A 26,060-nucleotide genomic window follows, 5' to 3' on the forward strand; every position below is an offset into this window, starting at 1 on the left:
ACCCAGGGCGATGAGTGCGTCGAAGTCGTCGCGTTCGGCCATGGCTTGCAGGGCCACCGGAACTTCGAGTGCGCCAGGCACCTTGACGTGGGCGATGTTTTTCTCTTGCACACCGAGTGCCAGCAGCTCTGCCAGGCAGGCGGCATACAGCGAGTCGGTGATGGGTTCGTTGAAGCGGGCCTGAACGATCCCGATGCTGAGTTTCTTGCCGTCGAGCAAGTCAGCCGTGCCTTTGTCTGCGCCGAACATGTGCGGCTCCGTTTCTTCTTGAGGGGGTGAGTGGGTTCAGCCGTTGCGGCTGAGGTACCCGGTGATTTCCAGGCCGTAGCCGGTCATGCTGGGCATGCGGCGCGGGTTGCCCATGAGGCGCATCTTCTGCACGCCGCATTCGCGCAGGATCTGCGCGCCCACGCCGTAGGTGCGCAGGTCCATGCGGCCGCGTTCGGGCGCCTGGGCCGAGCGGGCCGTGCCTTCAAACTGCGCCAGAAGCTGGCCAGCGGTCTCGCCGCAGTTGAGCAGCACAGCGACACCGGCGCCGGCTTCGCTGATGTGGCGTAGGCTGGCTTCGAGGCTCCAGGAATGCATGGAGCGGCCGACTTCCAGCGCGTCCAGCACGGACAGCGGCTCGTGCACACGCACGTCCACGGATTGATCGGGGCTCCACTGGCCCTTGACCAGCGCCAGATGCAGTGCGCCACTGGGTTCGTCGCGGAAGGCGGTGGCGTTGAATTCGCCAAAGGCGGTGTTCAAAGGGCGCGTGCCGAGTTTGTGGACCAGGCTTTCGGTACGGCTGCGGTGCTCGATCAGGTCGGCGATGGTGCCGATTTTCAGACCGTGTTCGGCGGCGAACACCTGCAGGTCGGGCAGGCGGGCCATGGTGCCGTCGTCCTTCATGATTTCGCAGATCACGGCGCTGGGGCTGCAGCCGGCCATGGCGGCGAGATCACAACCGGCTTCGGTGTGGCCGGCACGCATGAGCACACCACCCTCAACCGCCTGCAGCGGGAAGATGTGGCCGGGTTGCACCAAGTCGGTGGCCACGGCGTTGGGCGCCACCGCCACCTGCACCGTGCGCGCGCGGTCGGCGGCTGAAATGCCGGTGGTCACGCCCTCTGCGGCTTCGATGGAGATGGTGAAAGCCGTGCCCATCTTGGTGCCGTTGCGCGGCACCATGGGAGGCAGTTGCAGGCGTTCGCAGCGCTCTTTGGTCAGCGTGAGGCAGATCAGGCCCCGGCCGAAGCGGGCCATGAAGTTGATGGCCTCTGGCGTTACGTGATCGGCGGCGAGCACCAGATCACCTTCATTTTCGCGGTCTTCTTCGTCCACCAGGATCACCATGCGACCGGCGCGCATGTCGGCCACGATGTCATCCACAGGGGAAATGGCCACCGGGGCCAGGGTTTCAGGCGCGTTCATGCGGATTCCTTGAGATTGATGTGGCCAGCGTTGAGCATGCGCTCGACGTAGCGCGCCACGGTGTCGATTTCCAGGTTGACCGGGCTTTCGCCGGTCAACTGGCCCAACGCAGTGTTCTGCACCGTGTGGGGAATGAGGTTGATGCTGAATTCGCAGCCATCGGCGCTGTCCTGGACCGAGTTCACGGTCAGGCTGACGCCGTTGATGGTGATGGACCCCTTGTAGGCGAGGTACTTGCCCAGCTCGGGCGGCGCGACCACGCGCAACTCCCAGCTTTCGCCGACCTGAGCGAAGTGGGTGACGCGCCCGACGCCGTCCACATGCCCGGAGACGATGTGTCCGCCCAGCCGGTCGTGCGCGCGCAGGGCTTTCTCCAAATTGATACGGTAGCCGGTCTGCGCCAACCCTGTGGTGCGGGCCAGCGATTCGGCGGAAATGTCGATGGTGAAGCGTTGCTGGGGCAGATCCAGCGAGGTCACGGTCATGCAGGCGCCGTTGAGCGCAATGCTGTCGCCCAAGCCGACGTCGTCAAGATACCCGGGGGGTGCCTCGATCGTGAGTCGCTTGCCATGGTCCAAAGAGCTGCCCAGGTCGTGGAGGGCGGCGATGCGCCCCACGCCGGTGATGATGCCGGTAAACATGCGGCTATTTTCGCAGGGTTTGAGTGGGCTCCGGGTTTCGCCTGTGCAACGACCCGGTGGATGGTCGCTGGTTTCGGTCAGGCATGCAGAAACGTGTCGCGCTCCACCCCGCGGGCTAGGATGCGCAGGTCGCCCCCTACCCGGTCGATGGACTGGAAGCGCAGCGCCAGACCGTCCTGTAGCCGCTCGATCGGCCCGAAGCTGGACAGACCGGCGCCCTGGCCCAGCCATCTGGGCGCGAGATAGACGAGAAACTCGTCCACCAAACCCTCGCGGAGAAACGATCCGTTGAGCTTGTGACCGGCTTCCAGGTGCAGCTCATTGACCTCGCGACGCGCCAGGTCGTGCAGCAATGCGGCCAGATGCACCTTTTGATGGGCGCCGGGCGCATGCACCAGCGTCGCCCCCAGCGCTTGCAGAGCAGCCTGCCGGTTGGGGTCCGTTTGAGCGTGGTAGATCAGGATCTGGCGCGGCTGGCCGTTGGCGGTGGGCTGGAACAGGCGCGCATCCGGTGGAGTCTGCAGCCGGCTGTCCACCAGCACCAGGTGCGGTTGGCGCGGGGTGTCGACCAAGCGCACGTCCAGCATGGGGTTGTCTTCCAGCACCGTGCCGATGCCGGTGAGCACCGCACAGGCCCGGGCGCGCCACGCATGACCATCGGCCCGCGCGGCTTCGCCAGTGATCCACTGGCTTACCCCGTTGTCAAGTGCGCTCGTGCCGTCCAGCGACGAAGCCACCTTCATGCGCACCCAGGGCGTGCCGCGGATCATGCGGCTGAAGAATCCGATGTTGAGTTCGCGCGAGGCCCGGGCGGCCTCGCTGTCGGGTGGCAGCAGTTCCACCTCGATGCCCGCCGCGCGCAAGCGTTCGATGCCCCGCCCGGCCACCAGGGGGTTGGGATCAAGGGTAGCGACCACCACCTTGCCCACCCGCGCCTGGATCAGTGCATCGCAGCACGGCGGCGTGCGCCCATGGTGGGAGCAGGGCTCGAGGGTGACGTGCACGGTGGACCCGGTCACATCTGTACCCGCAGCCTGGGCGGCTCGCAATGCCATGATTTCGGCGTGGGGGCCTCCGACTTGTTGTGTACGCCCCTCGAATACGAAGCCTTCAAGGGTGGTGATGCGGCAAGCGACGCGAGGATTGGGTTCAGACACTCCGGTGGAATTGGAGGCAATTCCGACCAAGGCAACTAGGGTGGCCATGGTTTCTGAGTTCGGGCAGTTGCGTGGGTTCATTGTTCAACCTCGGGAGAGGATCGGACCATGGGCGTCTGTGTCAAGCCATGGCCTGACGCAGCGGTCGGATGGCTCGAAAACACACAAAACCGTCCGTCTGAGTCAACAGGCCATCGGTCACATATGGAAACAGAATCCCTCGCTCCACCGATAGCATAAGTGAGCATGACCGTAAACCTAATCTATCGGTGGTGAGAAAAGAGTAGTTAATTTTTGTTAAAAATGAACAAGCAACTGGGTTTCACCCTCATTGAACTTCTCATCGTCACGACGGTGCTCGCCGTGCTGTTGGGGGTCGGGGTGCCCAGTTTCCGCGACACCATACAGTCCAACAGGATAGCCACTGTTTCGAACGATCTCATCGGGGCACTGCAGTTTGCGCGCAGCGAGTCGATCCGGCGCGGCGAGGACGTGACGTTTTGCTCAACCAATGATCAGGCCACATGCTCGGGCGCCTGGACCAATGGCTGGGTGGTCAGGAACGCCGCAGGGCCCCTCCGGGTGTGGCCTTCCACTCGGGAGGGCGTGGCCATTGCGGTCGGCGGAGCTGCAGTCTTCAATTCGCTGGGCGGCGCAGCAGCTGCGCGCTGTTTTCAGGTAGATCTGGGAACCTATCAACGAAGCGTGACGGTTGGGGCCGGCGGGCGAGTGGGTAGCGCGGTTGCGGCCTGTCCTTGAAGAATACTTGCTGGGAAGTACCACTGTGAAGAGATCCATGCAACCCAACACCCTGTCCCGCCGACAGTCCGGGGTCAGCCTGATCGAGATATTGGTGTCCGTGCTACTCCTCACGTTCGGCATCGTGGGGCTGGCGGGTTTGCAGTTCAGCGGCACCAAGTTCAACCACAGTGCCTATCTCCGTTCCCAAGGCACCAGTCTGGCTTACGACGTAGCCGACCGGATGCGGGCGAACCTTTCCGGCGCGTATCTGACCGATTTCGCCGACACATTTGTTGTGGCAAATGGGCCTGCCTGTGGTGAGGTGCTGGGGGCCGCTACGGCTGTTCGTGATGTCAATCAATGGAAAAGTTGTCTCGAGGCCGTTCTGCCCGTGGGCAGAGGGCGGGTGTCTCGGCTGGCCGGCAGTGCCAACTACGTGGACCAGTGCGGCGTCACCCACACAGGAACGGGTGGTCGGGACCTGTTTGTGATCGAGGTAACTTGGAGCAACGTCCGTCTGCAAGACGAAAACAACGCGGAATGCGTGGTTGTGCGAACGGAAGTGAGCCCACTATGACAAACACTGGTGCATTAATGAATTCAAGGGTTTGCCAGAAGGGTCTGTCCTTGGTCGAGCTGATGATCAGCCTTGCCCTGGGCCTGCTCATCGTGCTGGCTGTGACCTATGTGTTTGCGGGCAGCCGGACCAATTATCGGCACCAGGAAGCCTTTTCCGCAGTGCAGGAGTCGGGCAGGATCGCGTTGGAGGTGCTCACGCGGGATGTGCGCATGGCTGGCTATCCAGGGTGTGGAAATCTGACATTCCTTCAACACCTCTCCCCAATATTTTCGAACGACGTGGCGATTGCCGGTACCGCCAATGCGGTTGCTACCTTTCCCGATGCCATCACGGTCACGCGCGGCAGTTCGAATCTCACATCCGTGGTCAGCATGCCTTCGATCAGTCAGGTTCAACTCGTCGGCGTTGGTGCGCTCGGCACTGTTGCAGTGGGAGACCAGTTGTTGGTCACGGACTGTGCGTACACCGAGGTGTTTCAGGTCGCTGGCGTGGCGGGCAACACGCTGACCTCGCTTGCGCCTTTGAGCCGTCAATACGGCGCCGGCTCGCTCGTGATGCGCTTGGAAACGGTGGCCTACACGGTCGTGGGCAACGAGTTGCGACGCAACGGTCAGGCGATCGCGGCGGGAGTCACCAATATGAAGATCTTCTACGGTGTGGACACCGATGCAGACCGTTCAGCCAATAACTATCTGACAGATCCGGGGGCATTGGTGCCAGTGGGCTGGCCCAGCGTTGTGTCGGTCAGGGTGAACCTCACAGTGACCGAGAGGGACGTCACCATGCCGTTTGCCACCACGATCGCCCTGCGCAACCGCGCACCTTGAAGTCTCATGAACAGCGAGTCATCCATGGCAAGAGTCAATCATCCCATCCATTCCAGGCAGCAGCAGGGTGCGGCGCTGGTTGTGGGACTCATCATCCTTGTCGTGTTGACGCTGATAGGCGTCCAGGCCATGCGAACCAATATCGTGCAGGAGCGCATGGCGGGCAACATGCGCGAGCGCAACATCGCCTTTCAGGCGGCCGAGGCAGCCCTTCGTGTGGGCGAAGCAACGGGCCCCTTTGCAACGAACAACGTGGCACTGGCCGATCCTCAAAACTGGGATGGTTCTGGCAGCAACGGCAATATCGCGAACTTTGACGCGGATGTGGCAGCCGCACCCGTCTACCAAGTGGGTCCACCACAGTACGTGCGCGTGGGACTGACCTTGCCGCCGGAGTTTCGCTATATCTATCCCGTGACGGCACGCGGAGTGGGTGGCCAGCCGACCAGTGTGGTGCTGGTGCAGTCCGCGTTTGAGCCGAGCAATTGATCAGTAACTTCTGGTCTGCCCGATACCGGGACTTGACCAGCAACAGGAGAGGCGTCGTGCACAAAACAAGATTCGTCAACGACCAAAGGAAGACTTTTGTCGCCTTGCTGTTCTCGGCGCTGACGCTGTCAGGTGCAGGTATGGCGACAGCGCAGGTGAACATCGCCAGGACTCCGTTGTTCCTGACTTCCACGGCGGATCCGAACGTGATGTTCATTCTGGATGACTCGGGATCCATGCACTGGGAGGTGACGCCGGACGACTACGTGCTGCCGTACTTCACGTTCAGGAGGATCGCGGGCCTCTATGGCGGCGGTGACTACCTCAACTATGTCGCTTCAGTGCGTTATGACGCCACCAATCTCGATGAGAGGGCCACTGCGCGCGCATTGCGATCGTTCACGGTCAACAAGTCCTATTACGACCCATCGATCACTTACCGGCCCTGGGTGAGGGCCGACGGCACTTTGTATGCCAATGCCAGTCCCACTGCCGCGCCCCACCATCCTATTCGAACCGGCTTGGGTACCCGCAACCTGACCGTGAACAACACGGAGTCGGCAATCTGGTTGCACCGAGATACCACCGGGGGCGCCTTTTGCTCGATCAGCTGCACCGAAAACTCCCTGACCCACTACCCCGCTGTGTATTTCCGCCACAACGGCGGCGCGCTGTGGGATGGCAACAACTACACCCGGGTCAACATCATCTCGACCACGGCCACCTACTCGGGCGATGGGCGCGCCAACCGAAGCGACTGCACCGCAGGCGTGTGCACCTATGCCCAGGAAATTCAGAACTTCGCCAACTGGTACACCTACTACCGTTCTCGAATGCTGGCGTCGCAGGCCTCCATCGGGCGAGCATTCTCCACCCAGCCACCCGAAATGCGCGTGGGGTTTGGCGCCATCAACAGAGGCTCCACCACGGTGGACAATGTGGCCACTTCCACCATCATCCGGGGGGTCAGGCCCTTCAACGGCGCCAATCGGACCAACTTCTACACGGAGTTGTACGAAGGTGTTTGGGCGCCTGCCAGTACGCCGCTGCGCAAAGCCCTGAACGATGCAGGCCAGTATTTCAGCCGCGCGGACAACCGGGGGCCTTGGGGCGCCGTGCCTGGAACGGACAACACCACGGCCCATCTGACGTGCCGCCAGAGCTATTCGATTTTGATGACCGATGGCTATTGGACCGAAGGCGAAGCCAATCAAGCGAGCACCGCCGGCGCGCGCGAAAACGTGGACGGCACCGCCGGCGCGAACGTCACAGGGCCAGGTGGTCAGACGTACACCTATGCCCCCGCTACGCCCTTTACCGATGCCCATTCCAACACGCTAGCCGACGCTGCCATGTACTACTGGAGCCGCGATCTGCGCCCAACGCTGGACAACCGGGTGCCCACATCGGAGGCCAACCCGGCCTTCTGGCAGCACATGGTCACGTATGGCGTGGGTCTGGGTGTCACTGGTTCCGTCAATCCGAGCACGGCCTTCGGTGCCATTGGTGCCTCTCCTCCTGTGACGGTGACCTGGCCGGCGCCCACGAGCTCTAACTCGGCCAAACTCGATGACCTTTTGCATGCGGCGGTGAACAGCCGGGGCGGGTTCTTTTCTGCTGCTGACCCGGAAACCTTTGCGACCGAACTCTCCGGCGTGTTGCAGAGCATTGTGGCGCGTGTGGCCGCTTCGGGCACGGCCGCTGCCACCAGTTCTGCGGTGCTACAAACGGACACGCTGCTCTACACCGCGAGCTTTCGAAGCACCGACTGGTCGGGGACTGTGGTCGCGCGCGAGGTGAACCGCGCCGATGGAGCGGCTGGGGCGGTGAGGTGGAATGCGGAGCAAATCCTGAGCGCCAGAGCACCGTCAAACAGGCAGATATTCACCTCGTGGGAGGACGGGACCACGAAGGTCGCGCTGGACTTTTCGAATCTGAGCCCGGCGCAGCAGGCCGCGCTCAACATCAATCCCACTGGTGCAGCCGTAACCGCCGCAACAGGTGCGAATCGGGTGGCCTGGTTGCGTGGTACCGAACATGCGGGCCTGCGCAGTCGCCTGGTCGATACCACCTACAGGCGCATTGGTGACTTGGTGAGTTCCGACCCCCAGTTCATGTTCAAGAGGGATTTTGGCAACTCCTTGTTGGGCGGCGCCGAAGGTTCTTCCTACGTGATTTTCCGAAACTCGGCGGCTTACAGGAGCCGTCCCGACGTGCTGTTCGTGGGATCCAACGGCGGCATGTTGCATGCGTTCCACGCGGGCACACCGTTCGTGAACGACCCGCTGGCATCGCCGCCTGCGACCATGCTGCACCCGGATGCAGGAAAAGAACTGTTTGCGTATGTCCCCAGCGAGGTGCTCTTGCCGGGCACGAGCGGAACCCACGCTCAGATCAATGAATTCATGCGCCCAGATTATTCGCGGCGTCCATATGTTGACGGGTCACCCGCACAGGCCGACGCGTATTTGGGCGGTGTGTGGAAATCGGTGCTGGTCGGCAGCATGGGTGCCGGCGGGCGCACGGTGTTCGCACTGGACGTCACCGACCCGGAGAATTTCGACGCGAGCAGCGTGATGTGGGAGTTCAAATACGCTAATACCCCTTGTGTGGCCCATCCCACATTGGGCAGCACAGCCTGCAACCAGATTGGTTTCGGGGTGACCAAACCCAAGATCACCCGCATGCGCGATGGTCGCTGGGTGGTGGTGTTTGGCAACGGATACAACAGTGCCAGCCATACGGCCAAACTCTTTGTGGTGGACCTGCAGACGGGCCGCCTGGTTCATTTGCTGGACACCGGCGTCGGATCCGCTGGCACGCCGAACGGGTTGGCGGCGGTTGAAACGACGGACTGGCCTGCATCCGATCTCAGGGTGTCGAGGGCCTATGCCGGTGATTTGCGCGGCAACTTGTGGCGGTTCGACCTGACGGCGACACCTCCCTCAGTGAGCCGCCTCGCCTCTGCGACCGATGCATTGGGTAGCCCTCAACCCATCACTTCCCGGCCCAGCGTGGCCTTGGATCCGAGCAATCCGTCCAGAATCGTGATCCTTTTTGGCACGGGCAGCTTCTTCCGCATCGGCGACGACTCCATTGTCTCGCCTCAAGTCCAGACCATGTACGGCGTTTACGACGCGGTCACACCGGTGGTCAATACGGTCAGAGCTGATCTGCGCGCTCAGACCATCACCACCAACGCGTCCGCGGTCACGATAGGGACTGTGACCTATGCCGCAGGCACCCTCAGGTTCGTGACGGACAACGCCATTGTGCCGACAACCGACAGGGGTTGGCGCATCGACCTGCCCGCTTCCGGCGAGCGGGTCATCAGTGAGCCGACTTTCCCTTCGGGGCCGGTGCAAACCCGCGTCAGATTCACCACGCTGATCCCGAGCAGCGATCCTTGTGGCTCGGGCCGCTCGGGGTTCGTCATGGATTTCAACCTGCTGAGCGGTGCCCGCACCACCACGGCGGTGTTCGACCTTTCCGGGGATGGTGTGTTCAACGCGAGCGACTTGGTGGGTGGTATCTCGGTCAGCGGCATTGGTGGCACGAGCGGTGAAAGGCTTACGGTCATCCGCAAGGCCGACCGCTCACTCGACCACATGTACGGTGGCGATGGCAACAAAGTTGGCGATGGTGCCGGTGCTGGTGGGCCGGTGGGTCGGCAGTCCTGGCGGCAGTTGCGCTGACGCGCATTTTTCGAAAGTACGCTCATGAAGAACCTCTTTGCTTCGATTTTTGTGCCCTTACTGTTGTGGAGTCAGCAGGCCGTGGCGGCCGTGCCCTTGGAGAGACTGGAGATCACGGGAGTGTTGCAGCAGTGGAGAGCAGCCGCGAGCACCATCGTGGTGACGGGTAAGACCTACCAGATGGCGGATGACGTGCAGTTCATCGACGGGGCTGCGAAGCCGGTAAACCGATCGACACTGCGATCGGGTGCTCGCGTCATGTTGCTCGTTGCAGATGGAAAGGCGACCCACGTGGTGGTCAACCCCGCCGAGACCAGTCCGTTCGACCAACCAAAAAAGTAAGAAGCACAGCCATGAGCATGCGACATAACCGAGGCATGACCTTGATCGAGTTGATGATTGTGGTGGCCATCGTCGGCATACTCTCCGCCGTGGCCTACCCCTCTTACCAAGAGTATGTGCGCCGGGCAAACCGGGCGGATGCGCAAGCCGGGATGCTGGAATTGGCGCAATGGATGGAGCGGCGCTTCACAACCGCCAATCGTTACGCGCCCGCAGACGGAAACTTCACTGCCAGCTTGCCGTACACCCAGTCGCCCAGAACCGGCGGTGCACGCTACAACCTGACTGCCGTGGTGGGTGGGGCCGGTCAAACCTTCACCCTGACTGCGACTCCTGCGGGTGGGCAGGTAGGCGATCGCTGCGGTGTGATGACCATCAACCAACAAGGCGTGACAACTCCCGCAGTGGGCTGCTGGTAGCCCTCGCCTGGCTACCGGCTTCCTGCGCAGCCCCGCCTCGGGCTATCTTCCCCATCCCGCGTTAGGGGAGTTGACACTTTTTGAGTTCTTTTGGCTTACATTTGAGGCCTGTATAGAACGCAAGGGAGTGGGGCATGGCCATCGGGAAGGCGCGGACGCAATATTCGGCGGGCACAACGTTGATTGAATTGCTCGTTGTGGTGGGGCTTGCAGGCATTCTGCTGGCTCTAGGAGTGCCCTACTTCGGCGACCTCATGAATTCAACCAGATTGACTTCGTTGACCAACGAGCTGTTGGTCGAACTCAATCTGGCCCGATCTGAAGCAATCCGACGCGGGCAACGCATGGTGCTTTGCAAGGCTGCCAATGACGCGACGTGTGCCGGGTCAGGTGGTTGGGACCAAGGGTGGCTGTTGTTCGAAGACGCCAACAACAATGGTGCACGCGATGTCGGCGAACTCGTGGTTCGGTACCGTTCCGCCTTGCCAGCCGGATGGCAGATCACGGGCAACACCTTGGTCTCCAGCTATGTGTCCTACGATCCGTCGGGCACGACAAAACTGACGAATGGGGGCTTTCAGGCGGGGACCTTGACCATCTGCCCCGCGTCTGCATCGGCCCCACGCACGCAAGGCAAATCGTGCTCAACAGCATGGGCCGGCCTCGCACCCAGCAAGCCCAACTCAGTGAATGTGGCTGAGCTCCCGCAGCCTATCGGCGAACTTCGTCCACCAAAGCTCTGAATTCGTCGATGTCTTCAAAGCTGCGGTACACGCTCGCAAACCGGATATAGGCCACCTTGTCGAGTTTCTTCAGTTCGCGCATCACCATCTCGCCGAGACGGGCGGCCGGTACCTCCCGTACACCGAGGTTGAGCAGCTTTTCTTCGATGCGCTCGATGGCGGCGTCCACTTGTTCGGTGCTCACCGGGCGCTTGCGCAGCGCGAGGGCGAACGATGCGCGGAGTTTGCCCGGGATGTAGTCCACCCGGCGGCCGTCTTTCTTCACCACCGCCGGAAAGCTCACTTCGGGCCGCTCGTAGGTGGTGAAGCGCTTCTCGCAATGCCCGCACTGGCGCCGGCGGCGGATGAAATCCGCGTCTTCCGAGACGCGGGTCTCCACGACCTGGGTTTCAAGATGACCGCAGAAAGGGCATTTCATCGTGTGATGCCACCCTTTTGGAGTTACTTGTAGACAGGGAACCGTGCAGTCAAGGCATTGACCTTGGCGCGGACCGCTTCGATGTTGGCCGCATCGCGCGGGTTGTCCAGCACGTCGGCGATCAGGTGGGCGGTGGCGCGGGCTTCCTCATCCTTGAAGCCACGGGTGGTCATGGCGGGAGTGCCGATGCGCACGCCGCTGGTGACCATGGGCTTTTCCGGGTCGTTGGGAATCGCGTTTTTGTTGATGGTCATGTGCGCGCTGCCCAGCACCGCTTCGGCTTCCTTGCCGGTGATGCCTTTGGCGCGCAGGTCAACCAGCATCACGTGGCTTTCGGTCCGCCCGCTGACGATTCGAAGTCCACGCGAGGTGAGTGTTTCGGCCACGATGCGCGCATTTGTCAACACTTGCTGTTGATATGTCTTGAATTCGGGCGCCAGTGCTTCCTTGAACGCAACCGCCTTGGCCGCGATCACGTGCATCAGTGGGCCACCCTGCAAGCCGGGGAAGATCGCGCTGTTGATGGCCTTCTCATGCTGGGCCTTCATGAGGATGATGCCGCCGCGCGGGCCGCGCAGGCTTTTGTGGGTGGTGGAGGTGACCACGTCGGCGTGGGGCACTGGGTTGGGGTAGATGCCGGCGGCGATCAGGCCGGCATAGTGGGCCATGTCGACCAGGAAGATGGCGCCGACGTCTTTGGCCACCTTGGCGAAGCGCTCGAAGTCGATGCGCAGGCTGTAGGCCGAGGCGCCCGCGATGATCAGTTTGGGCTTGGTTTCATGGGCCTTGCGCTCCATGGCGTCGTAATCAATCTCTTCCTTGTCGTTGAGACCGTACGAGACGACGTTGAACCACTTGCCGCTCATGTTGAGGGCCATGCCGTGGGTGAGGTGGCCGCCTTCAGCCAGGCTCATGCCCATGATGGTGTCGCCGGGTTTGAGGAAGGCGAGGAACACGGCTTCATTGGCGGAGGCGCCGCAGTGCGGCTGCACGTTGGCAGCGTCTGCGCCAAAGATCTGCTTCACGCGGTCGATGGCCAGCTGTTCGGCGATGTCGACGAACTCGCAGCCGCCGTAATAGCGCTTGCCGGGATAGCCTTCGGCGTACTTGTTGGTGAGCTGGGTGCCTTGGGCGGCCATCACCGCGGGCGATGCGTAGTTTTCGCTGGCAATCAGCTCGATGTGGTGTTCCTGGCGCGTGTTTTCAGCCTGGATGGCTGCAAACAGCTCGGGATCGGTTTGCTCGATGAGAATGTTGCGGTCGAACATGGCAGTCCTTCTAGAGGTGAATCCTTGCGCATTGACAAGGGCTGCCCAGGCGAACGGCTGAACACCCGCGCTGTATTAGCGGGGTGGCACGCTTCCCAGTGGTTGTCCCTGCCGCAGATCGAGATTTGGAATGATCGGGCAGGGGGGCCACGTCAGCGGCAGCCCTCTCGAATCGGGTCCGGAGGTTGCGCGCCTATCGCCAGTTGCGTACCCACCGAGTTTAGCCGAGCGCCATGGCCTTGGCTGGCAGTTCTCGCAAAGGCCGGCGCACGCGCTGCGCCAGCCAACACCTGCTCAGGATTGGGCCATCGGTGCGGGTGCCGGGGTGGCCGCCGGGGCCGCGGGTCCGGCTTCGATCTCGGTGCCGGGCGCCACCACAGGCGCCGGCGCAGTGGGTGCGACCACGTTGACGGCGCGTGCTGGAGGCACGTAGCGCTGCAAGGGCTTGCCCAAGGCCACGCTCTGGATGCGCATGTGCTCGGCCATCACCTTGTCGATGTACCAGCCGCCGTCGGTGGTGACCGCTCCGACATACAGCCGCAACCCACCTTCGACCGAACCGGCGCGCTTGATGCAGTCCTGCAGCACCCGCACACCCACGCGCAGGTTGGACACTGGGTCAAAAGCGGCCAGCTGACCACCGAAGTCTTCGTATTTGTCGGTGTGCACGCGTGTCAGCACTTGCATGAGGCCCTGGGCGCCCACCGGGCTTTGGGCAAACGGGTTGAAGCGCGACTCGATGGCCATGACAGCCAGGATGAGGGTGGGGTCGAGTTTGGCTTTCTCACCGATCTCGAACGCCTCGGCCACCAGCGCTCCCAGTGGCTCGGGGGCCACGCGGTATTTGCGGCTGAGCCAGAACGTGACGTTGGCTTGTTGTTTCGGCAGGTCGCTCGGGTCGGCGGCGGTGACGCGGTCGATGGCTGTGGGCTCCACAGCGATCAGGGGCGTGTCCATGGCGGCTTCCTGGCGTTGCAGCAACCAGCCCAGCAATTGCTGCTCGGCGCTCTGGCGCAGGTCGCCGCGTGCGCTCAGCACGATGAGGCCCACTGCGAACAGGGTGCCCAGCAGGGCCACGCTGTTGTGTGTGATGTCGAGGAATCCACGGTAGGTGTCGCCCAGCGTGGTCTTGAGGGATGCCACGACACCTGAGGTGTTCTTGTGTGGCGCGGTGAAGGTTGTCATGGTGTCGCTCCGTTCATGGCTTCGGCCGAAGTCTGGTTCGGTTTGGCCCAGTGTTGTCGCTGTCGATGGCCTTGCAAATGGGTTTGGCGATCGACCTGGCCGGTGCTGGCCGCGGTCGGGTTAACCCCAGTGGGGTCAAAGTGGGCGGATGGTATGGGCTTATAAATACCCAGTCAATGTTTAGAACGATGTTTAAAGATACTTTTGGTTATAAACATCCGGTTTCAATTGACCGCTCAAGCGCTTCGCTAGCGGGAAACCCAGCGCCAGCAAGGCCTGTGGCGCGGTGGCCGACAGTTCGCCGTTTGTCGGTTCATGCCCACCTTTCATGTCGAAAAACCAGGTTTCGGGCTCCCCGAATGGATTCCGGCAGCGCCATTGAAAAGCTTCATGGCCGATTCGGCCGGCCTGCCTTGTCCCCTCAAGGTTGGGGGAGTACCCTTCACTTGTCGGTCTTGAGGACCGGCATCAGCCGACCCAGCGGAGCAACCGCATGACGGCCCCCAACGGGAGCAATCTGTTGCTTCCAGGCTGGAGAGACATCAAACTCCCTCCGCCAAACCCGACGGCATGAGCATCAAGCCCGCCGTCAACCCCGGCAAACCTTGTTTGTCGGGGTTTCTTGTTTCTGGGGCTCTGCCGCGAGCGCACTCCCAAGACGCGGGAGTTCGGAGGCACTGACGGCACGCCGTCTTTTCTGCCGTGCACCCATGAGCAACAGCCGCCCCATGTTTTTCACCAGCCCTTGGGTCCGCCGCATGGTCTGGACATTGGGAGGGGTGCTTTTGCTCTGGTTGATCACCTGGCTTGCGGTTCCGGTGCTCCTGAAATGGCAGCTGCAAAAACAGGTCAGTCAGGCCCTGGGGCGCAGCGTGACGGTGCAAAAGATGGACTTTCGACCCTGGTCGCTGGCCTTGTCGATCGAAGGTCTGCGCATCGCCAGTGCCCAGGGTAGTGCTGAACAGGTCTCGGTGGCCCGGGTCCATGTGAATGCCGAACTGCAGTCCGTCCTGCGGCTTGCGCCCGTGATCGATGCCCTGAAGATTGAACAGCCGCGTGTGACCTTGATGCACTTGGGTGGCGGGCGCTACGACGTGGACGATATCGTGCAGCGGCTGCGCGTGCCACCTTCAGACGCCGCGAGCGATCCCGCACGGTTTGCGCTCTTCAACATCGAACTGCAAGGCGGCGAGTTCACCTTGGTGGACGACACCGTGGGCGCGACCCACCGCCTTCGCGGCTTGACCGTGAGCATTCCGGCGCTCGACTTGGCACCTTATTTTCCTTGTTGGCCCGCCACCTGGCCCATCAAACCCGAAGCCGGGGTGCTCCAGTTGGACCTGAAGCTCAACCGCGTCGATAGGCTGGCGCGCCGGGTCGATCTGGCGTCCATCGAGTTGAAGGCACCAAGCCTGAGCCTGTCGCGTGACACCCAGGGGCAACTCAACCTGGCGCGCCCGGCCCAGGGCTTTGCCCCGGCGGGGCCTGAGAAGCTGGCCACGGCCGAGGCGCCTGTTGCCGAAGCGGCGCCGTGGGATATCCGCCTGGCCCGCTTCGATCTGGACGATGGCCTCGTTCAATGGCGCGACGATGCCGTCAAGCCTTCCGCCGACATGGTGTTGTCCGCGTTGCGCGTGCAAACCAGCGGTTTGAGCTGGCCGGTGAGCGCTCCCATGCCGTTCGAGGTGTCGGCCCAGCTGGATCAGACCGCCATCGGCATCCAGGGCACGGCCACCGATCTGGCTGCACAAGCCGAGCTGTCTCTCGGGGACATCTCCCTGGGGCGTTTCGCTCCCTATATAAGTAGCGCGCTCAAACCTGCCTTGGAAGGCTAGCTGTGAAGCTTCAATAGGTTGTATCGAATGGCAAGCCGCGCAGGGCGACCGGCCCATGGCGCTCCACTTGCTGGCCGCCCGCGTCGACGTGAACGAACTCAAGCTCGGACCACCCCGGCAACCGCTGGCCAGCCTGAAGCGCTTGCTGGGGGAAGACCTGAGAGTGGATCTGGCCCAGCGCAGCTTGGACGTTGGCAGCCTGACGATCACCCAGCCCCTGATGCGGGTGCAACGCGAGGCCGACGGTGCCTGGATGTTTGACCCCTGGCTGGTGGCCGCGCCAACACCGGCGCCATCTGCACCTTCTGAGGCCTGGCGCGCAGGTCTGGCGGCCTTGCAGCTCACCGGCGGCTCCATCGGCTTCGTGGACCGCGTGCCTTCCCAGCCGGTCACCTTGGACATCACCCAGCTGCAACTGGACTTCAAGGGCCTTCATCCGTTGGACGCGGAGCAGAAAGACATGGCTTTGTCGGTCAAGGCGCGGGTGGGCGCTGGTTCTGCTAGCCAGGTGGCCCCCGGCCAGCTGTCGCTCGTCGGTGCCTTGCGGCTGCCGGCACCCGGCGCGTCCGGCGGTGCGGGACTGCGGCTGGACGCCAGGGCCCAGATCGAGCGACTGCCGACGCATGCGCTGGAGCCGTACTTTGCCGACCGGCTCAACCTGGAATTGCTGCGCGCCGACGCGAGCTACCGCGGCCGGGTTCAACTGGGCCTGCCGGGTGGTGCGCTTGCGCTCTACCTGCAGGGTGACGCTGCGCTGGACGACCTCAGCGCCAACACCTGGTCTCCCGCCGAAGACCTGCTGGTCTGGAAATCGCTTCAAGTGCGCGACCTGCAGCTCGCCTTGATTCCCGGCCAAGCCACCACAGTGGCGGTGCGCGAGACCGTGCTCAGCGACTACTTTGCTCGCGTGATCATCGACGAGGCCGGCAAGATCAACCTGCAGGGGTTGGTGAAACAGCCCTGCGAGGCACCTGGCACCGAACCGGCGCCACCTCAAGCCAAGGAGGCCGCCAGCGGCCCCGCGCCCGACATCTGCCTAGGCCCCATCAGCCTGGTCAATGGCCGTGTGCTGTTTTCTGACCGCTTCATCAAGCCCAACTGCACCGGCAGCCTGGGCGCTTTCTCCAACTCCAGGCCAGCGGGTGGCGCGCCCGAGCTGGCGGCCTTGTCGCTGCGCGGGCGCGCCGAAGGCACGGCTGCGCTGGAGATCGACGGCCAGCTCAACCCGCTGGCGCAGCCACTCGCGCTCGACATCCAGGGCCGTGTGTGCAACCTGGAGCTGCCGCCGCTCTCGCCCTACACGGTGAAGTACGCGGGCTACGGCATCGATCGCGGCAAGCTCAGCGTGGACGTGGCCTACAAGATTGATCCGGACGGACAGCTCGTGGCCAGCAACCAGATCGTGCTCAACCAGCTCAGCTTTGGCGACCGTGTGGCCGGCAGTGAAGCACCCAACCTGCCAGTGAAGCTGGCAGTGGCGCTCCTGGCCGACCGCAACGGTGTGATCGACATCAACCTACCGGTGAGCGGCTCGATCAACGACCCCCAGTTCTGCCTGGCGCCCATCATCTTCAAGCTCATCTTCAACCTCATCGGCAAGGCGATCACGGCGCCGTTCTCGCTGATCGCCAGTGCGTTGGGCGGCGGCGCCGAGTCGCCCAGCCGATTCCCGCGAAGCTGGAGGTATCGGCTGAGGAATACCCGGCGCTGCTCAAAGAGATGTACCGCCGCGCCGACATTCCCAAGCCGCGCAACCTGATCGGCATCGCCAAGGACATTCCGCAGGCCGAGATGGAAGCCCTGCAGCTGGCCTCGATACCGGTCACGCCCGATGCGCTGCGCGATCTCGCGGTGGCGCGTGGCCAGGCGGTGAAGGACTTTCTGGCCAGCCGCTCGCTGCCCGAAGACCGCATGTTCCTCGGTGCGCCGCAGCTCAATCGCCAGGGCGAAGACTGGCGCCCGCCAGCCGAACTGCGGCTGGCGCCGCGCTGATCCCGCCTCCCGCCAAGACCCCATCGGGCACGGGCGGTGGCGCTCGGGCGAACAGCGGCGACAATACGCGTTTGCCGCGCCGCTCTGGTGCGGGCTCTGTCCTGATCGAATTGACGTTCCCATGTCGCTGTTTTCCCTGCGCAAGTCTTCTTCCCCTCAAGCCTCTCCACCTGCCGTGAACACGCCAACCTCCTCCAAGTCCGCCACTGCGGCCCATCCCCTGGACGCCGTGACCGGTGGCGCGTTCTCCGCGCCCACCTCGGGCGAACGCGCTGCGCGCATCCGCGATTGGTTGGCTACCGAGCCGGGGCTGGAGCAGATGAACGAGGTCTACAAGGAGCTGTCCAACCGCGACCGCGGCGCGGCCAAACCGCTGAAGGAAAAGCTCGACGAGCAAAAGCGCATGAAGACGCAGGAGCAGATGGCCGTGGAATGGGCGCAAAAGGCGCAAGCCCTGCTGGACCACTCGCGCCTGAACCTGGCCGATGCCCTGGCCTGGCAGCGCGACGCCGCCCGTGCGGGCGCGCCGCTGTCGCGCGAGCCGCTGGCCACGCTGCGCCAGTCGCTGGCCGAGCGCGTCAAGTCGATCGAAGACCTGCAACACCGGGTGCAGGTGGAGCGCGAAGCCGCCGTGCTGATCGCGCAGCGCATTGAAGTGCTGTCCACCAAAACCTGGCGCGAAGCCCAGCACAGCGCCCAGACGCTGCAGACCGATGTGGCGCAGTGGCAAGAGCAGGCCAGCGGTCTGGCACAAGACCCGCAGTGGGCCAGCGTGGACGTGAAGTTTCCGCCCATGCTCGACGCGTCGCGCAAACAGCTGCAATTGGTGTGGGACGCTTTCGAAGCTGCCTTGGCCCAGGCCGTTGCGGCCGACGCCGATGCCCAAGCGCCTTTGCCCGCCGTGCCCGTGTGGGCGGATGAGCTGCGCGTGGCGCGCGGTGGCGAAGCCGCCCCCGTGGCCGAGAAACCCGCCGTGGACACGCAAGCGCAACAGGAACGCCGTGCCCGTGTGACCACCGAGCTCGGCAACGCACTCGATGTGCTGGAGCGCGAACTCGCCGAAGGCCACGGCAAGGCCACGCCCAAGGCCGCCGCCGACGTGCGCGCCATCCTCAAGTCCAACGGCCGTTTTGTCAGCGCTGCGCTCGACGCACGCGCCCACGCGGCGCTGAGCCAGGCTGGTGAACTCGAAGGCTGGCAGCGCTGGCGCGCAGACCAGCTGCGCGAAGAACTCGTGGCCAAGGCCGAAGCCTTGCTGCAAGCGCCCGAAGGCCAGCGCCTGGGTGGCCGCAAGATGCAGGAAACCCTGCGTGGCCTGCGCGACCAGTGGAAAACCACCGACCAGGGCGGCCAGCCCAACCACGCGCTGTGGAAGCGCTTTGACGAAGCCTGCACCGAAGCCCACAAGCTGGTGGAAGCCTGGCTGGTGCAGGTGCGCCAGCAGGCCGACGCGCACAAGACCCAACGCCTGGCCATCATTGCCGAGCTGAAGGCCTGGACCGAAGCCCACGCCGGCAACACCGACTGGAAAGCCCAGGTGCGCGCGCTGCACTCGTTCTCGGAGCGCTGGCGCGAAGCCGGCCACATGAGCGAGAAGGCCTTTGCCGAAATGCAGCCGCAGTGGAAAGACGCCATGCACGCGGCCCACGCCGGTCTGGAAACCGCGCAGGCCGAGAGCACCGCGCGCCGCAAGGCCTTGATTGAAGAGGCCACCGCGCTGGGCGCAGCACCCATGCTGCGCATCGACGCGGTGAAAGCGCTGCAGCAGCGCTGGCAGGCCGAAGCCCACGCGGTGCCTCTGGAGCGCAAGCACGAACAGAAACTATGGGAGGCGTTCCGCCAGCCCATCGACGAAGCGTTCAACCGCAAGACCACCGAACGTGAGAAGGCAGCCACCTCGCTGAATGCGCACGACCAGCGTGTGCTCGACGCATCGCGTGCGCTGGAGCAGGCCAGCGCCAGTGGTGACGCGCAGCGCATCCGTGCGGCCATGCAGGAACTGGACGCAGCGCTCGCCGGGCGGCCTCCTGTGGTGACGGCTGAGCCCGCGCCAGCGCCGGCAGTGGCAGCCGAAAAAGCTGCACCGGGCGAGCCCGGTGCAGCATCTGCTGAACCTGCGACCGAATCGACCGAAGCCCCTGAAACTTCCGAAGCAGCCAGTGCCGACGCCGGCGCCGAAGTTGCCACCCCGGCCGAACCGGTGGCGCCTGCCAAACCCACCGCACCGCCCAAGAAGCTGGTGGCCATGCGCGGCGACGACCGTCCCGGCATGAAGAAAGCCGAGCCGGCGGGCCGCGATGCACGCGGTCCTCGCCCCGACGGGCGCCGCGATGGCGGTGGTGCTGGTCGTCCCGATTCGCGCGGCCCCCGCGATGCCCGAGGCCCCGGTGCAGCAGCACCGTGGCGCGACGAGCGCGAGCAGCGCGGTCCGCGCCTGGGAGATGCGGCTTTCCGCGCCCAGCGCCAGGCCATCGAAGCGGCCGAAGCCAGCCTGCGCAAGCTCGCGGCCCAAGCCCACGGCGAGGTGCTCACGCAGCTCATGACCGCCTGGGAGCAGCGCGACGCCGAGCAAATGCCCACGGCACAGGCCCTGGGTCCGCGTGTGAACGCGGCCAACCGCGGCGCGTGGTCGGTCGCTTTGTCCAAACCGGCAGGTGCCTTGCCGGGCGAGACCCTGCTGCGCCTGGAGATGGCTGCCGAAGTGCCCACGCCGGCAGAGCACCTGAGCGAACGCCGCATGCTGCAACTGCAGCTGCTCACGCGCCGCCACGCAGCGGCACCGAGCGAGACATGGGTGGAAGACGTGGCGGGCGTGCTGGCGTCGCCGTTTGATGCGTCGGCAGCGCGTCGCCTGCAAACCGTGTTGAAGGTCTTGCTGAAACGCTGAGCCCGGCCCACTGGGTCCAAAGCCCGTGCAGACAGCGTCTGCACGGGCTTTTTACTGGGCGTTGGCCGCAGGCCGGAAGAACCCGTCGTACAGCGCCACGAGCGCCGGAAAATCCTGGGCGAAGCGCTCGCGGTTCACGAAGTAGGCCTCGCAGGTCACGGCAAAGAATTCGGCGGGGTCCTTGGCCGCGTAGTCGTCGAGCCAGGGACGCTCGGCGCCGAAGCGCTCGGCCATGGCCACCGCTTCGCGGAACGCATCGAACGCGGTCTGCATCGTGTCGCGCCACAGTTGGCGCGCTTCCGACGCGCCGCGTGTGCCCAGAAAACCTTTGGGCAAGGGCGGCGCGCCGTCCGGGTGCTCGCCCAGCGATATGCCCCGCATGTCCATCTTGTGCACGAACTCGTGGATCACGACGTTGCTGCCGCTCTCGGCCGCCTCGCTGGCATGCGCGACTTCTTCCCAGCTCAGCATGAGCGGGCCACGGTCCATGGCTTCGCCGGCCAGCACCTCGTTGTAGTGGTGCACCACGCCCGCGCCGTCGGTGGTCTTTCGCCGCGCCACCACGGCACCGGGCTGCACCACGATGCCGACGAAATCGCCGTACCAGTCGAGCAGCTTGAGCGGATCGCGCACCGCTTCACCCGAGGTGCCGTGCATGTGCAGCAGCGGCAGGCAGGCCTGCGCTGCAATCGCCAGGGCCATGGCGTCGGTGAGCACCAGCCCGTTGGCGCCGTGGAATTCTTTCTCGGTCAGGAAGTGGGTGCAGAGCAGGCGCAGGCGGCCTTGTTCGGTGCTGTCGAGAGCCGACAGGAACGGATGGGCCGCGAGGGTGCTCTGCCACAGCGCATCGGGCACTGGCGTGGGCTGGCGCAGCGAGCGCGGCAGCAGGCGTTGCAGCAGATCGATCATGACAACGGCAAGGGGATGCGGCGCAGGCCGTGGGTGTCGAGCCGCAGCACCTCGGCGCGTGGCGGGTTGGCACCGGCGTCCCAATCGCTCAGCACCACGCGTTGCAGGTCGTTGCCCAGCGCATGCATGGCAGGGCGGTGCGTGTGACCGTGGATGAGGGTGTGGGCACCTGCGGCCTGCAGTGCGGCGCGTGCCGCTGCTGCGTCCACATCGGCCCACAGGCTGGGATCGTGTGCGGTGTTGCGCTTGCGCGCTTCGCTCTGCTCGCGCAGATCGCGGGCGATGGTTGTGCGTTCGCTCAAAGACCGCGCCAGGAACTCGCGCTGCCACGTTGGTTGGCGGACCTGCTCGCGAAAGCGCATGTAGTCGGTGTCGGCCAGGCACAGCGCGTCGCCGTGGCTGAGCAGCCAGTGCTGGCCGAGAAAGTCGAACGTGGTTGGGTCACTCAAGCCCTGCATGCCGCAGGCTTTGAGGCCTTGTGCACCCAACAGGAAGTCGCGATTGCCCGCCATGAAATACACCGGGGTCTGCAGGCTGAACGCCTCAAGCGCATCGGCGCATGCGCGCCAGAAAGTCTGGTCGGGGGAGGTGCTGGTGTCCAGCACGTCGTCGCCCACCCAGACCTCGAACAAATCTCCCAGGATGAAGAGCGCGTCGGCTCGCTGCGACACGGGACGCTGCAAAAAGGCACGCCAAAGCTTGAAGGTCTGGGGTTCACCAGATTGCAGATGCAGGTCTGAAATGAATTCGACCGCCTGCCAGTGCGCGGGTGCGCGCAACGGGTCGAGGCGGTCGGGGGAGGGGGCGGACATCAAAGCAGGAGCTGCCAGTGGCCAGGCCCCCGGGATCACAGCGCGACGGCTTTTTCGATCACGACGTCGTCCTTCGGGACGTCGTCGTGGAAGCCCTTGCGGCCCGTGGGCAGACCTTCGATCTTCTTCACGATCTCGGCGCCCGAGACCACCTTGCCGAACACGGCATAGCCCCAGCCCTGCGCGCTGGGCGCGGTGTGGTTCAGGAAGCCGTTGTTGGACACGTTGATGAAGAACTGCGCGGTGGCCGAGTGCGGGTCGCTGGTGCGCGCCATGGCCAGGGTGTAGGTGTCGTTCTTCAGGCCGTTGTTGGCTTCGTTGGCGATGGGGGCATCGGTGGGCTTCTGGGTCATGCCGGGCTCAAAGCCGCCACCTTGCACCATGAAGCCGGGGATGACACGGTGGAACACCGTGTTGTTGTAGTGACCCTTGTTCACGTAGGCCAGGAAGTTGGCGGCCGACAGCGGGGCTTTATCTGCGTCGAGCTCGATGGTGATGACACCGTGACCGGTGATGTGCAGTTCGACTTGGGGGTTGGCCATGTTTATTTCTCCAGGGTGGCTTTGAGGATGGTGATGGGGGTTTTGGGCACGTCGGTGGGGAACGGGCCGCCCGAACCGGTCGGGGTTTCCTTGATCTTGTTGACCACGTCCATGCCAGAGACGACCTTGCCGAAAACGGTGTAGCCGTAGAGCTGCGCAGCGTTGACGAGGTTGGCGCGCGGCACGTTCTCGTAGACCTGGCCGTTGTATTCGAATCGCGGGACCGGGTCGCCCGGGGGAATGACGGTTGGGTCCAGGAAGGCGTTGTCCTTGACGTTGATGAAGAACTGCGACGAGGCGGATTGAGGGTCGTTGGTGCGTGCCATGGCCACGGTGCCCACGGTGTTGCGCGGACCGCCCCGCTGCAAAGCTGCCTGGCCTTCGTGGGCCACGGGTGCGCGGGTGGGTTTTTGTTTGTAGCTGGCGTCGAAGCCGCCGCCCTGCACCATGAAGTTGCTGATCACGCGGTGGAACACGGTGCCGTCGTAGTGTTTGTCTTTCACGTACTGCAGGAAGTTCTCGACCGTCTTGGGCGCCTTGTCGGGGTAGAGCTCCAGCACGATGTCGCCCATGGAGGTGGTGAGCTTCACGCGCGGCGCCGCGTTCTGCGCTGCCGCAGGCAACCAGACAAGTGACGCGGTCACGGCAAGCGCAGCGAGCACGCCTCGGCGCAACGGATTGGGTGTGCGGGTGGTCATCCGATGGTTCCTTCGAAAAAGATGGTCCAGCGATCGTTCTCGCGGATCCAGTATTGGCGTTTGGTCACACCGCGGGTCTGGCCGGCGGCGACTTCGCCGAAGGTGACGACGCGGGTGTCGTCGGTGTCGTTCCAGCGCAGGACCGACAGGTCCTTGATCGCCAGTTCGCGCGGTCCGGTGCTGCGCAACTCGCTTTCCACGCGGGGCCACCATTGAGCCAGATCACGCCCTTGGTTCGAAAAACGGCTGGAGTAAAACCCTTTGAGTTCGGCCAGATTGCCCTCGCTGCGGCTGCGGCGCCAGGCTTCGAGCACACCCTCGAATTGCTCAAGGTCCTTGCTCAGGGCGTCGGGTTGTACCCACTGCAATTGGGGTGCGATCACCACCGGCGTGGTGCGGATCTGCACCGCGCGCAGAAGGCGCTCAAGGTCGGGGTTCGAAAGCACCACACAACCGTCGGACGCTTGGGGTGCGCGCACGAACTGGTCGCTGGGCGTGCCGTGCAGCCAGATGCCGCTGCCGGTCTTGCCGCGTTGCACGTCCAGCGGGTTCGGGTAGTTGATGGGCAGGGCTCCCACGCCATAGAGATCGGGCAGGTCGGCCGGGTTGAGCGTGCTGGTGATGTAGTAAACGCCCAGCGGTGTGCGCTTGTCGCCCTCGACCGACTTCTCGATGCCCGAGAGGCCCACCGACATGTAGAAATCGGCCACCAGCTTGAGCTTGGGCTCGCGGTCGGCTGATGGGCTGGAGCGCGCCGGGTTGAGGTTTTCAAACAGGTACAGACGCGAGCGCGATGCATCGATGGCAATCGCGTGGCGGCTCTGTGGCGCCAACGTGAGGAACTGGGTGGGAATGCTGCCTTCGGGTGGCCGCTCGGTGAGTGCCAGAAGTCGACGGCGCGACTCTTCCCGCAGTATGGAGAGCTGCTGGCTGGCCGCCAGCGCCTTGGTGTCGGGCACATCACCGAGCTGCCGCACCGGCCGGGCCTGCAGGCTCAGCAGATCGCCGTGCACCAGATGCGCGAGCTGGAAGTTGGGATGGTCCTTGACCAACCGATCGGCCTGAGCCAGCGCTTCGCGGTGCTGGCCCTGGCTGATGAGTTGGTAGATCCCGATCAGTCGCGCTTCGGCCTGACCAAGCAGGGGCTTGACCGCGTCGAAGCGGGAGGGGGTCAGGCTGTTGCTTTCCAGGCCCGACGGGCTGGCGGGCAGCTGGCTGCGTGCAGCATCATGAACGCGTGCCATGGCTTGGTTGATCAGCGAGGGCTCTGCGGTATCGAGCGAGGCACCGGGACCGGCGCCGCGGGTGATGCCGGCATCTTCCCGAGCACCGTTGATCCATACAGCAAGCAGCGCGGTGACGACCACGGCACCCAGGGTCCAGACCACGCGTCGGTTCAATCCCGATCCGTCGCCGAGGGTTCCCGGGGGCACTCCGGCATGACCACGCTGGCCCATCCGCCGACCCGCCATCAAGAACCCGTGGATTCGCGCACGATCAGCCAGCGGTTGCCGCTCTTGACCATGTCGAGCGTCTTGCGGCTGGTGACGTTGAGGGTGTCGGAGGTGTAGTCCTGGCGGAAGCGGGCCGTGGCCTTGTCGCCTTCCACCGTGACCTCCAGATTGCTCACGTCCACCCCGATGCGGGCGCGGGGTTCGATGCGGGCGCGTCGATCCGACTCCCAGGCCTTGCGGGCCTGGCCACCGGGCGGCGCGAAGTTGCTGGCGTATGCGCCAAGGTAGGCGTTCATGTCCTTGGACGACCAGGCGCCGGCCCAGCCACGCACGGCGGCTTCCACCTCGCGCTGGGCGTCGGCTGCCACTGCGGGTGCTGCTGGCACGGCGGCAGGGGCTGCGGGTTTGGTGACGGCGGCCACGGGCGCAGCAGGCGCCGGGCTGGCCGGTTTCACTGCAGCCGGAGCGCTGGCTGGCGCTGCAGCCACGGAAGCCGCAGCAGCCGACCGGGTGTCAGCGGCAAACAGGTTGCGGATCAGGCTGAGCTTGGGTGCCACGGCGGGGTTGGTGCCGTCAAGTTGCAGCGCCTTGCTGTACGCCTGGCTGGCGAGCTTGGCATACACGTCACCCAGGTTCTCGTGAGCGGTGGCGTAGCTCGGGTTGGTGCGGATCGCCATTTCGAGCGCGGCACGGGCCTTGTCGAACTGGCTCTGGCCGGCGTAAAGCACGGCGAGGTTGTTGTAGGGCTCGGGCAGCTCGGGGTAGTCCTCGGTGAGCTTGCTGAAGGTGGCAATCGCGTCCTGCGTCTTGCCGCTTTCGGTGAGGATCACGCCCTTGAGAAAGCGCATCTGCGGATCGCGTGCCTTGCCCACCAGGTACTGGTCGGCCTTGGCCAGGGCTTCTGCCAGCTGGCCGCTGCGCAGCAGTCGGTTGACTTCGGCGTAGTCCTCGGTCTGTGCCCAGGCCAGTGTGGTGCCCAGGGCCAGCGTTGCAGCTACGGCCATGCAACG

The 26,060-nt window shown here is 64.2% G+C and carries 25 protein-coding genes and 1 riboswitch; of the genes, 12 read left to right on the forward strand and 13 right to left on the reverse strand.

What is annotated here, in order from left to right:
• The 4 genes from Q0C59_RS06420 to ribD form a co-directional block, all read right to left on the reverse strand.
• The coding region (locus Q0C59_RS06420; protein ID WP_291213272.1) for a 6,7-dimethyl-8-ribityllumazine synthase at positions 1–249 on the reverse strand (249 nt) is incomplete at its 3' end.
• Positions 250–285: 36 nt separating this feature from the next.
• Complete coding sequence (ribBA, locus tag Q0C59_RS06425) at positions 286–1,416, reverse strand: bifunctional 3,4-dihydroxy-2-butanone-4-phosphate synthase/GTP cyclohydrolase II (RefSeq protein ID WP_291213275.1); 1,131 nt, start codon at positions 1,414–1,416, stop codon at positions 286–288.
• Positions 1,413–2,057, reverse strand: a complete 645-nt coding sequence (locus Q0C59_RS06430) for a riboflavin synthase (protein ID WP_291213278.1) — start codon at positions 2,055–2,057, stop codon at positions 1,413–1,415. Before Q0C59_RS06430 ends, ribBA begins: the two co-directional genes overlap by 4 nt.
• A gap of 77 nt (positions 2,058–2,134) precedes the next feature.
• A complete protein-coding gene (gene ribD / locus Q0C59_RS06435; RefSeq protein WP_291213281.1) occupies positions 2,135–3,262 on the reverse strand; it encodes a bifunctional diaminohydroxyphosphoribosylaminopyrimidine deaminase/5-amino-6-(5-phosphoribosylamino)uracil reductase RibD in 1,128 nt (375 codons plus the stop codon).
• A 255-nt stretch (positions 3,263–3,517) separates the two neighbouring features.
• Between ribD and Q0C59_RS06440 the strand changes: the two genes are divergently transcribed.
• The 8 genes from Q0C59_RS06440 (at position 3,518) to Q0C59_RS06475 (ending at position 11,050) form a co-directional block, all read left to right on the forward strand.
• The gene (locus Q0C59_RS06440; RefSeq protein WP_291213284.1) at positions 3,518–3,973 is read left to right on the forward strand and encodes a GspH/FimT family pseudopilin; all 456 of its coding nucleotides are present in this window, start codon (positions 3,518–3,520) and stop codon (positions 3,971–3,973) included.
• A 37-nt stretch (positions 3,974–4,010) separates the two neighbouring features.
• On the forward strand, positions 4,011–4,532 hold the full coding sequence (pilV, locus tag Q0C59_RS06445; protein ID WP_291213287.1) for a type IV pilus modification protein PilV: 522 nt from the start codon (positions 4,011–4,013) through the stop codon (positions 4,530–4,532).
• A 17-nt stretch (positions 4,533–4,549) separates the two neighbouring features.
• Positions 4,550–5,362, forward strand: coding sequence for a PilW family protein (locus tag Q0C59_RS06450; protein ID WP_291213355.1), 813 nt, complete (start codon positions 4,550–4,552; stop codon positions 5,360–5,362).
• Between the two features lie 6 nt (positions 5,363–5,368).
• Complete coding sequence (locus tag Q0C59_RS06455) at positions 5,369–5,851, forward strand: PilX N-terminal domain-containing pilus assembly protein (RefSeq protein WP_291213290.1); 483 nt, start codon at positions 5,369–5,371, stop codon at positions 5,849–5,851.
• Between the two features lie 56 nt (positions 5,852–5,907).
• Complete coding sequence (locus Q0C59_RS06460; RefSeq protein WP_291213293.1) at positions 5,908–9,546, forward strand: pilus assembly protein; 3,639 nt, start codon at positions 5,908–5,910, stop codon at positions 9,544–9,546.
• Positions 9,547–9,570: 24 nt separating this feature from the next.
• On the forward strand, positions 9,571–9,888 hold the full coding sequence (locus Q0C59_RS06465) for a hypothetical protein (RefSeq protein WP_291213296.1): 318 nt from the start codon (positions 9,571–9,573) through the stop codon (positions 9,886–9,888).
• 35 nt (positions 9,889–9,923) lie between these two features.
• Complete coding sequence (locus Q0C59_RS06470) at positions 9,924–10,307, forward strand: type IV pilin protein (protein WP_407066548.1); 384 nt, start codon at positions 9,924–9,926, stop codon at positions 10,305–10,307.
• 134 nt (positions 10,308–10,441) lie between these two features.
• Entirely contained in the window at positions 10,442–11,050 is a 609-nt protein-coding gene (locus Q0C59_RS06475; protein ID WP_291213299.1) for a GspH/FimT family pseudopilin, read from the forward strand.
• On the opposite strand, the gene nrdR is transcribed toward Q0C59_RS06475, so the two are convergent.
• The 3 genes from nrdR to Q0C59_RS06490 form a co-directional block, all read right to left on the reverse strand.
• Positions 11,019–11,468 carry a transcriptional regulator NrdR gene (gene nrdR / locus Q0C59_RS06480; protein WP_291213302.1) on the reverse strand — a complete coding sequence of 150 codons (450 nt, stop codon included), beginning with the start codon at positions 11,466–11,468 and terminating at the stop codon, positions 11,019–11,021. The two genes, Q0C59_RS06475 and nrdR, sit on opposite strands and share 32 nt — an antisense overlap.
• A 23-nt stretch (positions 11,469–11,491) precedes the next feature.
• Positions 11,492–12,736, reverse strand: coding sequence for a serine hydroxymethyltransferase (glyA, locus tag Q0C59_RS06485; protein ID WP_291213305.1), 1,245 nt, complete (start codon positions 12,734–12,736; stop codon positions 11,492–11,494).
• A 36-nt stretch (positions 12,737–12,772) separates the two neighbouring features.
• Positions 12,773–12,953, reverse strand: a riboswitch (ZMP/ZTP riboswitch).
• A 77-nt stretch (positions 12,954–13,030) separates the two neighbouring features.
• On the reverse strand, positions 13,031–13,921 hold the full coding sequence (locus tag Q0C59_RS06490; RefSeq protein WP_291213308.1) for a lytic transglycosylase domain-containing protein: 891 nt from the start codon (positions 13,919–13,921) through the stop codon (positions 13,031–13,033).
• A 710-nt stretch (positions 13,922–14,631) separates the two neighbouring features.
• On the opposite strand from Q0C59_RS06490, the gene Q0C59_RS06495 reads away from it, so the two are divergent.
• The 4 genes from Q0C59_RS06495 to Q0C59_RS06510 all read left to right on the forward strand — a co-directional run bounded on the left by Q0C59_RS06495 (position 14,632) and on the right by Q0C59_RS06510 (position 20,635).
• Complete coding sequence (locus Q0C59_RS06495; protein ID WP_291213310.1) at positions 14,632–15,756, forward strand: DUF748 domain-containing protein; 1,125 nt, start codon at positions 14,632–14,634, stop codon at positions 15,754–15,756.
• 55 nt (positions 15,757–15,811) lie between these two features.
• Positions 15,812–17,515 (forward strand): DUF748 domain-containing protein, encoded by a 1,704-nt coding sequence (locus tag Q0C59_RS06500; RefSeq protein WP_291213313.1) that lies wholly within the window; start codon positions 15,812–15,814, stop codon positions 17,513–17,515.
• Positions 17,476–17,748, forward strand: coding sequence for a hypothetical protein (locus Q0C59_RS06505; protein ID WP_291213316.1), 273 nt, complete (start codon positions 17,476–17,478; stop codon positions 17,746–17,748). The genes Q0C59_RS06500 and Q0C59_RS06505 overlap by 40 nt, the downstream gene beginning before the upstream one ends.
• A 121-nt stretch (positions 17,749–17,869) precedes the next feature.
• Positions 17,870–20,635: a DUF349 domain-containing protein gene (locus tag Q0C59_RS06510; protein WP_291213317.1), complete on the forward strand. Its 2,766-nt coding sequence runs from the start codon at positions 17,870–17,872 to the stop codon at positions 20,633–20,635.
• Between the two features lie 51 nt (positions 20,636–20,686).
• Here Q0C59_RS06510 and Q0C59_RS06515 read toward each other — a convergent pair whose 3' ends face one another.
• The 6 genes from Q0C59_RS06515 to Q0C59_RS06540 form a co-directional block, all read right to left on the reverse strand.
• Complete coding sequence (locus Q0C59_RS06515; RefSeq protein ID WP_291213319.1) at positions 20,687–21,544, reverse strand: zinc-dependent peptidase; 858 nt, start codon at positions 21,542–21,544, stop codon at positions 20,687–20,689.
• The gene (locus tag Q0C59_RS06520) at positions 21,541–22,356 is read right to left on the reverse strand and encodes a UDP-2,3-diacylglucosamine diphosphatase (protein ID WP_291213322.1); all 816 of its coding nucleotides are present in this window, start codon (positions 22,354–22,356) and stop codon (positions 21,541–21,543) included. Before Q0C59_RS06520 ends, Q0C59_RS06515 begins: the two co-directional genes overlap by 4 nt.
• Before the next feature lie 35 nt (positions 22,357–22,391).
• Positions 22,392–22,898: a peptidylprolyl isomerase gene (locus Q0C59_RS06525; protein WP_159606944.1), complete on the reverse strand. Its 507-nt coding sequence runs from the start codon at positions 22,896–22,898 to the stop codon at positions 22,392–22,394.
• A gap of 2 nt (positions 22,899–22,900) precedes the next feature.
• A complete protein-coding gene (locus tag Q0C59_RS06530) occupies positions 22,901–23,596 on the reverse strand; it encodes a peptidylprolyl isomerase (protein WP_291213327.1) in 696 nt (231 codons plus the stop codon).
• Positions 23,593–24,996 (reverse strand): L,D-transpeptidase, encoded by a 1,404-nt coding sequence (locus tag Q0C59_RS06535; protein ID WP_291213329.1) that lies wholly within the window; start codon positions 24,994–24,996, stop codon positions 23,593–23,595. Before Q0C59_RS06535 ends, Q0C59_RS06530 begins: the two co-directional genes overlap by 4 nt.
• A 71-nt stretch (positions 24,997–25,067) precedes the next feature.
• Entirely contained in the window at positions 25,068–26,054 is a 987-nt protein-coding gene (locus Q0C59_RS06540) for a tetratricopeptide repeat protein (protein ID WP_291213331.1), read from the reverse strand.
• Positions 26,055–26,060: the final 6 nt, after the last annotated feature.

Source organism: Hydrogenophaga sp., from assembly GCF_022844385.1.
Lineage (GTDB): Bacteria > Pseudomonadota > Gammaproteobacteria > Burkholderiales > Burkholderiaceae_C > Hydrogenophaga.